We start from the raw sequence: 12,023 nt of genomic DNA, 5'->3' as shown, positions 1-12,023 counted from the left end.
AAGGAGCTGTAACATATTTGACAGACAAAACTATGACGATCGAGATAACACTTAGTGAGAACGATGACGTTCGTTTACTCTTAGGTGCTCACGATAAGAACATTAAAATCATTGAAGACTCGACGGGGACGGTCATTCACACTCGTGGGGAGCTGATCCAAATCGTCGGCGAAGCGGAAGCTACAGAAAAAGCACAATCCGTGATCCGAGCGTTGCAAGAGTTGATCAAACGAGGCATCAATATCAGTACTCCTGATGTGATCACAGCTTTGAACATGGTAAACAAAGGCAGTCTTGATTATTTCAAAGATATGTATGAAGAAGAAATCATCAAGGACCGTAATGGGAAACCGATTCGGGCAAAAAATGCCGGTCAAAAGAAATATATCGAAGCTGTCCGTAAACATGATGTGGTCTTTGGGGTCGGACCAGCCGGAACCGGAAAAACCTTTCTGGCCGTCGTAATGGCGATCGCTGCTTTAAAGAAAGGTCAAGTGCAAAAGATTATTTTGACACGGCCCGCGGTTGAAGCAGGAGAGAACCTTGGCTTTCTGCCAGGCGATTTGAAAGAAAAAGTCGATCCTTACTTGCGACCGGTTTATGATGCGTTGTATCAAATTTTCGGGATGGATCATACCAATCGTTTGATGGAACGAGGCGTCATAGAGATCGCCCCATTAGCATATATGCGAGGGCGTACATTAGAAGATGCCTTTGTCATTTTAGATGAAGCGCAAAATACGACGATCGCTCAAATGAAAATGTTTCTGACGCGTTTAGGATTCAACTCCAAAATGATCGTCAATGGCGATACGAGTCAGATCGACTTGCCAAAAGGGACTTTAAGCGGTTTGATCCATGCGGAGCGAACGTTGCAGGAGATCCCTAAAATTGCTTTTGCTAATTTTGAAGCAGGAGATGTGGTGCGGCACCCAGTTGTGGCCGATATCATTCGAGCTTATGAAGAAGCAGATCTTAAAGACAAGCGCTGATCGTCTTTCAGGAGGAGAACTATGATCATTCAACCACTACGGAAACTTAGAGAAAGACTCGGGAAGTTTTATTTACCAGTTTTGATGTTTCTCTTCTTTCTTTTTTCGATTGGTATCATGTACACCAGTGTCAAACAGAATAATGTCGATTATAGCGAAGGCCAGGTGGCGGAAGAAAACATTCGTGCCAATAAAACGATCGAAAACACTACTGCAACGGAACAAAAACGCAAATTGGCAGCAGAAGCGGTTCCGCCAGAGTACACCTATCAGGATACTCTAGCGCAGACACAGCACGATCGCATCGACCACCTTTTTGACTTAGTTGATTCAGTCAAAAAATCAACGGATGAGACACATGCAAAAGAAGTTGCTGAGGCGGATGAGGATGAAAATATCCCTAAACCGAGTACGGATGAATACATTGCAGCCTTAAAAAAAGAGTTTGAAAAAATGAGTGATGATGAACTCGATTTCTATCAGTCATTGACGAATAATTTTTTGTCGACATTGTTTTCATTAAGTACCGATGAATTGAATACGGTACGAACCTATGCGTTGCAGCTAGTAGACGAGCAAATGGCCAAACAGATCCGTCAAACAGAACTCAGTACTTTCCGCTCAGAGGCGGAAGACAAGATCCAATTTCTAGATGTTACTTCGGATATGGCGTCCGTTTTACGCTTCATTGTCAATCAAGGAATCGTCGTCAATGATATTCCCAATGAAAAGCGGACGGAAGAAGCGAGACAAACCGCCATGGATGCTGTTCCACCGGTAATGATCTATCAAGGGGAGATCATTGTTCGTGAAGGATCACAGATCGATGCCAACGCATTGGAAAAGCTGCAGCTTTTAGGAATGACCAATCAGACCTTCTCAGTTTTTCCATTAATCGCCTTAGTTTTAGCGACCTGCTTACAAATGCTCATGCTGTTTTATTATACAAGACAGACAAAAGATGTTGAAAAGCGAATGAACGCCGTCACTTTTTATATTTTGGCGATGGCATTCAGTATCTTGATCATGAAATTTTTCCAACTGTTCCAATCAGAATTAGTGACCTTTATCCCGCTCTTTTTCCCAGCAGCCTTTACACCGCTGATTCTAAGCATTTTCTCCAGCAGACGTTTAGGGATATTAGCCGCGATTTTCCAAGTGGTCAGTGCACTCTTCATTTACTTTGATTCCAGCGGGACCAACTTGTTGACGACTGTTTTAGTGACCTATCTCTTCTCTGGGTTGATGGGGACGATGATCAAACGAGCACGTATCGCCAGTCAAGGGAAAATCGCAGTCATGTGGGTGATCGTTTTCCCATTACTCTTAAGCATCATGTTGGTCATTTTCCAAGGAATGGATTTGGCCCGCGGCAATACGTGGACAACACTCGTCTGTGGATTGGCCGGCTCGCTTCTTAGCTATTTGCTGACGATGGGGCTGCATCCATATATCGAATTATTGGTAACGGATGAAAGTATGATCGTGTTGAATGAATTGAGTAACCCGAACCACCCGTTATTGAAGCAGTTGCTGGAAGAAGCACCAGGGACCTATCATCACAGTATGATGGTTGCTAATCTTAGCGCCAATGCCGTCGCCGAGATCGGTGGGCAAAGCTTACTGACCCGCGTGGCTTGTTATTACCATGATATTGGCAAAGTCAAACATGCCAATTTCTTCGTAGAAAATTTACCTGCTGGTGCCGAAAACCCGCATAATTTTTTGCTGCCGGAAGACAGCAAACAAATCATCTTCGGTCACGTGATCGACGGAGCGGAAATTCTCGAAGAAGCCAAAATGCCGCGGATGGTGATCGATATTTGCCGTCAACACCATGGCACAACTCTGATGCGTTATTTCTATGTAAAAGCTCAAGAGCGTAATCCCGAGGTGACGGAAGAAGATTTCCGTTATCCTGGGCCAAAACCGCAGACACGAGAAGCGGGTGTCGTGAGTATCGCTGACAGTTGTGAAGCAGCTGTTCGAGCGATGGAAAATCCGACCAATCAAAAAATTCAAGAATTTGTTGCGAATCTCATCAATGATCGGATCTTAGACGGTCAATTAGATGAAACGGGACTAACGTTGAAAGAAATCCGGATGATTGAAAAATCACTGGTCAACGGACTATGCAGTACCTTCCATTCACGGATCAAATACCCAAAAATGAAATCGGAAGCAGAGAAAATGAAAGAAGAACAAGAAAGAAGAGAGCGCTAATGGAGATTACCTTTTTAGATGAGACAAATTCAGTGGGGGAAACGAAGATCAAAGAGATCGAAGGACTTCTGCAATTTGCTGCAGGACATTTAGACCTTCCAGAGGATACGGAAATGTCCGTCACGTTTATGGACAATGCAGCCATCCAAGAAATCAATCGGGAGTATCGCGGCAAAGATATGCCGACAGATGTCATCAGTTTTGCCTTCGAAGAAGAAACGGCGGAGGAGATGCCGATTATTTTTGACGAAGCCCTTGAAGAGCTGCCGCGTGATCTAGGAGACATTATGATCTCCATTGAACGGGCAAAGGAACAAGCTGCTGAATATGGGCATACCTATGATCGGGAACTTGGTTTCTTGGCGCTGCATGGTTTCTTGCATATCAACGGCTATGATCATATGACACCAGAAGATGAAAAGGAAATGTTTGGATTGCAAAAGGAAATACTGGATGCCTATGGACTCAAAAGATAAGAATATTGGGAAAAATAAACAGTTTATCTCGTCAATCGAATTTGCTTTCACCGGTATAAAAACCGTCTTTAAAGAGGAACGTAATATGCGTAAACATGTTGGGTTAGGCATCGTTGCGATCATTGCAGGCTTTATTTTCCGATTGAATCAAATGGAATGGCTTTGGCTGCTGTTAGCCGTTTTCTTGGTCTGGATCGTGGAGATCATCAATACAGTCTTTGAGAATGTCGTTGACATGTTTACGGACTTTCATTTCCATCCAATCGGGAAAAAAATCAAAGATATGGCAGCTGGTGCTGTGCTGATGACCGCAGTTTTTGCATTAGTGGTCGCAGCGATCATCTTCTTGCCAAAATTACTGCAGCTCTTCTGATACGCACTAAAACCACAAGATAAAGGGGAACAACAATGACAACACACAAATCAGGCTTCGTTGCGATCGTCGGACGGCCAAATGTTGGAAAATCCACACTTCTAAATCGAGTTGTAGGACAAAAAATCGCTATTATGAGTGACAAGGCGCAAACGACTCGTAATAAAATCCAAGGGGTCTATACGACAGATGACGCACAGCTCATCTTTATCGATACACCAGGGATCCATAAACCCAAACACCGTCTAGGTGATTTTATGGTGGAAACCGCCTATAGCGCACTTCGTGAAGTTGACGTGACACTATTTATGATCAGTGCCGATCAAAAGCGCGGCAAGGGTGATGATTTTATCATCGAACGGTTGCGTCAAAGCCAGATGCCGGTTTTCCTAGTGATCAATAAAATTGATAAAGTCCATCCGGATGCTTTATTGGCAATCATTGAAGATTACTCCTCACAAATGGACTTTGCTGAGATCGTACCGATTTCTGCAACGGAAGGCAATAATTTCGAAACGCTAATGAAACTATTGGTCGATGAAATGCCTGAAGGTCCTCAGTATTTCCCAGAAGATCAAATCACGGATCATCCAGAATACTTTATCGTTTCCGAGTTGGTACGGGAAAAAGTCTTGCTGCTGACCAGAGATGAAGTGCCTCACTCGGTAGCGGTCGTCGTTGACTCCATGAAACGAGATCATAATGATAAGGTGCATATTCAAGCGACGATCATTGTCGAACGTGACAGCCAAAAAGGCATTATCATCGGTAAAGGCGGTAAAATGCTGAAGCAGATCGGGACGAAAGCCCGTCTAGATATTGAACACTTATTAGATGACAAAGTCTTCTTGGAATTATGGGTGAAAGTTCAAAAAGATTGGCGCGACAAGCAGACCTTCTTAACGGATTACGGCTATCGTAAAGATGAGTATTAAGGAAAGGCAGATCCATCACGGTCTGCTTTAAAGAGGAAAAACTGATGCAGTTAGCCAACTGGATCAGTTTTTTTCAAGAAATGAGGTGCGACGATGAATCTTGTTGAAACAAAAGGAATTTTGCTTTTTTCAAAGGACCATAAAGAAAAAGACAAGCTAGTCAAAATCTTTACGGAATCTGCCGGGAAGCAAATGTTTTATGTCAAGGGTGCTCATCGGAAAAATAACCCCTTGGCACCAGCGTTGCTCTCCTATACTGAAGCCACCTACATGGGAACCATCAAAACGGAAGGCTTGTCCTTTTTAAACAATGCCAAAGACATTCATCCTTTTCGTACGATCCAAAGTGATATTTTTATTGCTGGTTATGCGACCTACTTGTTGAATTTGGCTGATTCTGCTATCGATGATCGGGTCTATGACCCACATCTATACCACTTTTTACATGAGGCATTGCACTTAATGGATCAAGGGAACGACGCAGAGATCATCACCAATATCTTTGAGATCCAGATTTTGCATCGTTTCGGGATCAGCCCGAATTGGACCCATTGTGCCATCTGCGGAAAAACCGACGGTCGGTTTGACTATTCCTCAAAATATAGTGGCATTTTATGCGAACAACACTGGGGGATGGACGAACGTCGCTATCATGCGGATTCTCGTGCGATCCATTTTATTCGCTTATTTTCGCAAATATCCTACGAGCAGATTGCTTCGATCAAATTAAAGCCAGAAACGAAAGCAGCGATTCGACAAGTGATCGATCTATTGTATGATGAATATGTGGGCATTCATTTAAAAAGTAAGAAGTTTATCGATCAGATGGGGCAATGGCAAGACGTCTTAAAACCGAAAAATCAATGATAGAGTTGGCGAAACTTCAATGGAGTTAAGCCGACTCTTTTTTTGAATAATGCGGTAAAGTGACTCGCATCCTGAAACCCTACAGCAAAAGCGGCTTGCTGAATGGGCAGATCCGGCTGTGCCACCAAAAGCTCTTTGGCACGGGTCATGCGATAGTTTAATAAGTATTGGGCGGTGGATTGTCCTAAAAAACGCTGGAACAACCGAGAGAGATATTGAGGCGAAACATAGACTAAACCAGCCAAGTTTTTGATCGTGATCGCCTGATCATAATTGGTTTCGATTTCTTGTATAACAGGGACCAGATATTGTTGAAACAAGGGGTGTTTTTCGGTTGGATTCCCAGAGCGCTCTTGCATGATCGCCAGCAAAAAACGATAACACTCACTAGAAGCCCGTAACGGATCCCAGCTTATTTTTTGGTCTTCTTTAATGCGTTGTTTGATCCAAGTCATATAGGAAAAAGTTTTAGAATCTTCAACTAAAAGATAAGGTTGACTTGTAAATTGTTTTAATATCTCAGCTGCCAAAGGTCCTTGAAAGGTAGCGAAGGAGGTTTTCCAATCTGATAAGGGATAGTAGCGATGAGGAGTGAAAGGGTAAATCAAGATGCCTTCACTGGGACGTAAAATAAAGGATTCTTGACCAAAGGTGACGCGACCTTCTCCTTGTTCTGTCTGAAGCCAATGAAAGTAAGGGTAGCCATCGAGACGAACAACGTCATCTTGTGGCCAATCGTTGCCGATACTTTCAAGCGACAAAGGCAACTGCTGGTTTGTTTGATAAAAATAAATAGGCATGTTCAACCTCCATGTTTCGAAAAGTTATAAAATAGTGTTTCATGTATTATACTACAACAAAATGAAAAGCCTTACAATAAGAGAGTGGAAATCATTTTATTTTAAAGGAGCGTTCACTTATATGACAAAATTTTTTGATCGAATTCTATTCGGCGGCGATTATAATCCAAATCAGTGGCCGAAAGAGATTTGGGAAGAAGACATTCGGATCTTTAAAAAAGCAAGTATCAATAGCGCGACCGTCAATGTTTTTTCATGGGCAAAGATCCAACCCTCTGAAAATTGTTATGATTTTGAGGAATTGGATCAAATCATCGAAAAATTAAGTACGGAGGGCTTCGACATCGTCTTAGCCACTTCCACAGCCGCTTTGCCAGCTTGGATGTTTAAGAAGTATCCGGAAGTCGCTCGCACCGATTATGATGGACGCCATCATAAGTTTGGGCAACGGCATAATGCCTGTCCCAATAGTTTGGTTTATCAAAAATACGCAGAACGTCTGGCAACGAAATTAGCCGAACGTTACGGCGAAAATCCACAAGTGACTTGTTGGCACATCAATAATGAATACGGCGGCGAATGTTATTGCGAGAACTGTGAAAAAGCGTTTCGTGTTTGGCTAAAGGATAAATATCAAACGATCGAAGCACTGAATAAAGCCTGGAATATGGAATTTTGGGGTCATACTGTATATGAATGGGATGAAATCGTTCTGCCAAATGCGCTGTCAGAAGGAATCGGCTATGACAAGACGGCATTTGCAGGAATTTCTATTGACTACCGACGCTTCAACTCGGATAGCCTTTTAAAAAACTATATGATGGAGCGGGACGCTATTCGGAAAATCGATCCCACGACACCGATTACAACGAATTTGATGGGAACCTTTAAAGGACTGGATTATTTCAAGTGGGCGAAGGAAATGGACCTTATTTCGTGGGATAATTATCCAGCGTATAATACGCCATGGAGTTTAGTAGCCATGACACATGATCTAATGCGCGGCTTGAAACAACAGCCCTTTATGCTGATGGAACAAACACCCTCCCAACAAAACTGGCAACCCTATAACTCATTAAAAAAACCGGGACAAATGCGGGCGCAAAGCTATCAAACGATCGCTCATGGGGCGGACACGATCCAATATTTCCAATTGCGACGTTCCATCGGTGCTTGTGAGAAATTCCATGGAGCTGTTATCGAACATGTCGGTCATGAAGACACGCGAGTTTTCCGAGAAACGGCAGCTCTTGGTGCTGAATTAGCGCAGCTTTCAGACATTATTGGGACGCAAACTCAAGCACAGGTTGCCGTGATTTTCGATTGGGACAATTATTGGGCATTAGAATATACGAGTGGTCCGACCGTTGATCTGAAGTATGTAGAACAGATCCATCGCTACTATCGTTATTTTCATGAACAAAATATTGCCGTCGACTTGGTTCCCGTGGATGCTGACTTGTCAAAATACAAATTAATCGCAGCACCTGTTCTCTACATGATCAAAGAAGGAATGCAAGAGCGGCTCACTGATTTCGTCAAACAAGGTGGTTCTTTACTTACCACGTATATGAGCGGTATCGTTGATCAATCTGACAACGTTCACTTAGGGGGCTATCCTGGGCCATTGCGGAAGTTAGCTGGCATCTGGGTGGAAGAAATCGATGCATTAGCCCCAGAACAATCAAACGGCGTTTCCTTAGTCAATGAAGAACTGACAGGAACCAGTAATTTAGTCAGCGATCTGATCCATTTAGAAACCGCCGAAGCGCTAGCGCATTACACAAGCAATTTCTATGCAGGAATGCCGGCAGTGACGAAAAATATGTTTGGCGATGGCACCGTCTATTACTTTGGTGGACAGTTGGAAGATCAGCTGCAAGATCAGCTTTTCAAAACGATTGTCGAAGAAAACGATATCACCCCAGTGATCGAGGAAGCAACAAAACTAGAAGTTGCCTGTCGTGAAAATGCAGAGGCGAAATTCTTCGTTATCATCAATTTCCACGAAGAAGCACAACCGTTGCCAGCAATGTTTGTTGGAAAGACGGATCTTCTGACGGGTGAGGTTCTTTCTTCAGAAATGATGCTGACACAATACACCACCTATATCGTCAAAGAGGAGCGTAACTGATGCGAACTTTTGCTATCGAAGATGACTTTTATCTAGACAAAAAGCCGTTCAAAGTGATCTCTGGAGCGATCCATTATTTTCGGGTCGTTCCTGAATATTGGCAAGATCGATTAGAGAAACTACGCTTGATGGGTTGTAATACTGTGGAAACCTATGTTCCGTGGAATCTCCATGAAGCACAGGAAGGCGTCTATCAATTTGAGGGGATCCTTGATTTGCGGCGATTTATCCAAACGGCACAAGAAGTAGGGCTTTATGTCATTTTGCGACCAGCACCTTATATTTGTGCAGAATGGGAATTTGGGGGACTGCCTTATTGGCTTTTGCAAGATCCCATGATGAAGCTTCGGTTTGATTATCCACCATTTATGGAAAAAATCACTCGTTATTTCGCCCATTTGTTTCCACAAGTGCGGGATCTGCAGATCACCCAAGGCGGTCCGATTTTAATGATGCAAGTAGAAAATGAATACGGCAGCTACGCCAATGATAAAGAGTATTTGCGGAAAATGGTGGCTGCGATGCGGCAACAGGGTGTAGAAACGCCGTTAGTGACCTCTGACGGACCTTGGCACGATATGTTAGAAAACGGCACTATCAAAGACTTGGCATTGCCTACGATCAACTGCGGCTCCAACATCAAGGAAAACTTTGAAAAACTTCGAAGATTTCACGGAGAAAAACGGCCACTGATGGTCATGGAATTTTGGATCGGCTGGTTTGATGCTTGGGGTGATGACCATCATCATACAACATCAACGGCTGATGCAGTAAAGGAACTTCAGGATTGCTTGGCAGAAGGTTCTGTCAATATTTATATGTTCCATGGCGGGACCAATTTTGGCTTTATGAACGGGTCAAACTATTACGAGCGCTTAGCGCCGGATGTCACTAGCTATGATTATGATGCCTTGTTGACAGAATGGGGAGAACCTACTGCCAAATACCAAGCCTTCAAAAAAGTGATCGCTGACTATGCGGAAATTCCTGAGTTTCCCTTGAGTATGAAACTTGAGCGAAAAGCTTATGGAACATTCTCAGTGAAAGAACGAGTCTCCTTGTTTTCGACGATCGACACGATCAGTCAACCGATCATAAGGAATTACCCTTTATCGATGGAAGCCTGCAATCAAGCGACAGGTTATATCTACTATCGCTCACTGATTGGGCCTGCACGGAAGATTGCCGACTACCGTCTGATCAATACGATGGATCGTGCCCATACGTTTATCAACCAGGAACTTTTGCGCATCGATTACGATCGAGAAATCGGTCAATCCTACAGTTTCGATCTATCAGAATCAGAAAACGAGTTGGGGATCTTGGTGGAGAATATGGGGCGGGTCAATTATTCCGTTAAAATGAACCATCAGCACAAAGGCATTAAAGACGGTGTGATCATCAATGGCGCATTCCAAAGCAACTGGGAAATCTATCCCTTGCCGATGGATAATTTGCATGCCATTGATTTCCAAGGGAAATGGCAAAAAGGCCAACCAAGTTTCTCACGCTTTGAATGTGTTTTTGATGAATGTGCAGATACCTTTATCGAATTGCCGGGCTGGGGCAAAGGGTTTGTCCAAGTCAATGGTCATATGATCGGCCGTTTCTGGGAAAAAGGACCGCAGCAGCGCTTGTACGTCCCGGCGCCGTTTTTAAAAACTGGAATGAATGAGATCATTGTTTTTGAAAGTGATGGGAAAATCGCTGATGAGATCGTCTTTCATGATCAGGCGGATTTAGGTCCAGAAGGATAAAAGTTCAAATTAATCATTGACAAACCCTAGCTTCAACTACTATCATAAGGGTAATCGAATCCGTGCTATGACCGGAAGAAAGAAAGAAGACCATTCCATGAAGCGAACTTGGGAGAGTGAAAGCCAAGTTGGAACCTTATTTCGCAGGCGTCCGTGAGCATGATCAATGAAGCTGCCGACTTGTCGGAAGTAGGGTGGAACCGCGAATGTATCGTCCCTATATCTATACACTTTGTATAGATATAGGGACTTTTTTATGTTTCACACCAAGAATAGCCAAAAACAAAGGAGGTTTTTTTATGTTATTTGATATGACGATTCCAGCAAGTGCGTTTACCGAAAAAAAGCTCAAAGTATTAGCAAGTATTCCACTTCAGGTTCGCCTTTTAAAGGATGAACAGCTTTTACATGAATTTACAACGAGTCCAGACCAAATGCTTTACGACTTATCTGATATTTTAGAAGCAGATGCCGTGGTCGAAGTAAAATTGATCCCCGGATCAGTTGTCGAGTTTTATCCTGTCGTCAATGCGTTATAAGAAAGGAAGAAAAAGATGAGTAAACTAACTGTGCAAGAGATGATTTTGACTTTGCAAAAATTCTGGTCTGAAAACGGCTGTATGCTGATGCAGGCCTATGATACAGAAAAAGGGGCTGGAACCATGAGCCCATACACATTTTTACGTGCAATCGGTCCAGAACCATGGAACGCCGCTTACGTAGAACCTTCTCGCCGTCCAGCTGATGGCCGCTACGGGGAAAACCCAAATCGTTTGTATCAGCACCACCAGTTCCAAGTCGTGATGAAGCCCTCTCCTGAAAATATCCAAGAGCTTTATTTAGAAAGCTTGCGTCTTTTAGGGATCGATCCATTAGAACATGATATTCGTTTCGTCGAAGATAACTGGGAAAACCCCTCAATGGGTTGTGCAGGTCTTGGTTGGGAAGTTTGGTTAGATGGGATGGAGATCACCCAGTTTACTTACTTCCAACAAGTTGGTGGCTTAGCGTGTAAGCCAGTGACATCAGAGATCACTTACGGCTTAGAACGTCTAGCATCTTATATTCAAGAAGTTGAAAGTGTCTACGATCTTGAATGGTCTGCAGGTGTCAAATATGGTGAGATTTTCCGCCAACCTGAGTATGAACATTCAAAATACTCCTTTGAAGTCAGTGACCAAGACTTGCTTTTAGGGAACTTCGATCGTTTTGAAAAAGAAGCAAAACGCTGTATCGATGAACGCTTAGTTCATCCAGCTTACGACTATATCTTAAAATGCAGCCATACCTTCAACCTGTTGGATGCTCGTGGCGCAGTCTCCGTCACTGAACGTGCTGGGTACCTCGCACGTATCCGTAATATGGCCCGTCAAGTAGCAAAACTATTTGTAGCAGAACGGGAAAACCTCGGTTATCCATTGCTTGATCCAGAAGTGGCGCAAAAACTGATTGAGGAGGGAAAATAA

The 12,023-nt window shown here is 43.3% G+C and carries 11 protein-coding genes; 10 read left to right on the top strand and 1 reads right to left on the bottom strand.

Features of this window, described 5'->3' with window-relative positions:
• Nucleotides 1-32 precede the first annotated feature (32 nt).
• The 6 genes from IGJ42_RS09455 to recO all read left to right on the top strand — a co-directional run bounded on the left by IGJ42_RS09455 (nt 33) and on the right by recO (nt 5,866).
• Nucleotides 33-992, top strand: a complete 960-nt coding sequence (locus IGJ42_RS09455; protein ID WP_016612213.1) for a PhoH family protein — start codon at nt 33-35, stop codon at nt 990-992.
• A gap of 21 nt (nt 993-1,013) precedes the next feature.
• Entirely contained in the window at nt 1,014-3,215 is a 2,202-nt protein-coding gene (locus IGJ42_RS09450; protein WP_016612212.1) for an HD family phosphohydrolase, read from the top strand.
• On the top strand, nt 3,215-3,691 hold the full coding sequence (gene ybeY, locus IGJ42_RS09445) for an rRNA maturation RNase YbeY (RefSeq protein ID WP_430615258.1): 477 nt from the start codon (nt 3,215-3,217) through the stop codon (nt 3,689-3,691). The genes IGJ42_RS09450 and ybeY overlap by 1 nt, the downstream gene beginning before the upstream one ends.
• Nucleotides 3,675-4,064, top strand: a complete 390-nt coding sequence (locus IGJ42_RS09440; RefSeq protein ID WP_016612211.1) for a diacylglycerol kinase family protein — start codon at nt 3,675-3,677, stop codon at nt 4,062-4,064. The genes ybeY and IGJ42_RS09440 overlap by 17 nt, the downstream gene beginning before the upstream one ends.
• 35 nt (nt 4,065-4,099) lie before the next feature.
• Nucleotides 4,100-4,999 (top strand): GTPase Era, encoded by a 900-nt coding sequence (gene era, locus IGJ42_RS09435; protein WP_430615256.1) that lies wholly within the window; start codon nt 4,100-4,102, stop codon nt 4,997-4,999.
• 93 nt (nt 5,000-5,092) lie between these two features.
• Nucleotides 5,093-5,866, top strand: a complete 774-nt coding sequence (gene recO, locus IGJ42_RS09430; protein ID WP_101699151.1) for a DNA repair protein RecO — start codon at nt 5,093-5,095, stop codon at nt 5,864-5,866.
• On the opposite strand, the gene IGJ42_RS09425 is transcribed toward recO, so the two are convergent.
• Nucleotides 5,860-6,666, bottom strand: coding sequence for an AraC family transcriptional regulator (locus tag IGJ42_RS09425; protein ID WP_430615254.1), 807 nt, complete (start codon nt 6,664-6,666; stop codon nt 5,860-5,862). The genes recO and IGJ42_RS09425 overlap by 7 nt on opposite strands.
• A gap of 121 nt (nt 6,667-6,787) precedes the next feature.
• On the opposite strand from IGJ42_RS09425, the gene IGJ42_RS09420 reads away from it, so the two are divergent.
• The 4 genes from IGJ42_RS09420 (at nt 6,788) to glyQ (ending at nt 12,023) form a co-directional block, all read left to right on the top strand.
• The gene (locus tag IGJ42_RS09420; RefSeq protein WP_430615252.1) at nt 6,788-8,800 is read left to right on the top strand and encodes a beta-galactosidase; all 2,013 of its coding nucleotides are present in this window, start codon (nt 6,788-6,790) and stop codon (nt 8,798-8,800) included.
• Nucleotides 8,800-10,557 carry a glycoside hydrolase family 35 protein gene (locus IGJ42_RS09415; protein WP_005235498.1) on the top strand — a complete coding sequence of 586 codons (1,758 nt, stop codon included), beginning with the start codon at nt 8,800-8,802 and terminating at the stop codon, nt 10,555-10,557. The genes IGJ42_RS09420 and IGJ42_RS09415 overlap by 1 nt, the downstream gene beginning before the upstream one ends.
• Nucleotides 10,558-10,856: 299 nt before the next feature.
• The gene (locus IGJ42_RS09410) at nt 10,857-11,096 is read left to right on the top strand and encodes a hypothetical protein (protein ID WP_008378255.1); all 240 of its coding nucleotides are present in this window, start codon (nt 10,857-10,859) and stop codon (nt 11,094-11,096) included.
• 15 nt (nt 11,097-11,111) lie between these two features.
• Nucleotides 11,112-12,023: a glycine--tRNA ligase subunit alpha gene (glyQ, locus tag IGJ42_RS09405; RefSeq protein ID WP_005225852.1), complete on the top strand. Its 912-nt coding sequence runs from the start codon at nt 11,112-11,114 to the stop codon at nt 12,021-12,023.

Origin of the sequence: Enterococcus sp. DIV1067f, assembly GCF_050543505.1 — a bacterium.
Lineage (GTDB): Bacteria > Bacillota > Bacilli > Lactobacillales > Enterococcaceae > Enterococcus_D > Enterococcus_D entomosocium.
Note: the sequence above shows the minus strand (reverse complement) of the source record. Positions and strands in the feature narration are given on the sequence as shown.

Coding starts and splice junctions, on each gene's coding strand:
- IGJ42_RS09420 (WP_430615252.1), top strand. CDS start 6,788: ATGACAAAATTTTTTGATCGAATTCTATTCGGCGGCGATTATAATCCA.
- ybeY (WP_430615258.1), top strand. CDS start 3,215: ATGGAGATTACCTTTTTAGATGAGACAAATTCAGTGGGGGAAACGAAG.
- glyQ (WP_005225852.1), top strand. CDS start 11,112: ATGAGTAAACTAACTGTGCAAGAGATGATTTTGACTTTGCAAAAATTC.
- IGJ42_RS09440 (WP_016612211.1), top strand. CDS start 3,675: ATGGACTCAAAAGATAAGAATATTGGGAAAAATAAACAGTTTATCTCG.
- IGJ42_RS09410 (WP_008378255.1), top strand. CDS start 10,857: ATGTTATTTGATATGACGATTCCAGCAAGTGCGTTTACCGAAAAAAAG.
- IGJ42_RS09450 (WP_016612212.1), top strand. CDS start 1,014: ATGATCATTCAACCACTACGGAAACTTAGAGAAAGACTCGGGAAGTTT.
- IGJ42_RS09425 (WP_430615254.1), bottom strand. CDS start 6,666: ATGCCTATTTATTTTTATCAAACAAACCAGCAGTTGCCTTTGTCGCTT.
- recO (WP_101699151.1), top strand. CDS start 5,093: ATGAATCTTGTTGAAACAAAAGGAATTTTGCTTTTTTCAAAGGACCAT.
- era (WP_430615256.1), top strand. CDS start 4,100: ATGACAACACACAAATCAGGCTTCGTTGCGATCGTCGGACGGCCAAAT.
- IGJ42_RS09415 (WP_005235498.1), top strand. CDS start 8,800: ATGCGAACTTTTGCTATCGAAGATGACTTTTATCTAGACAAAAAGCCG.
- IGJ42_RS09455 (WP_016612213.1), top strand. CDS start 33: ATGACGATCGAGATAACACTTAGTGAGAACGATGACGTTCGTTTACTC.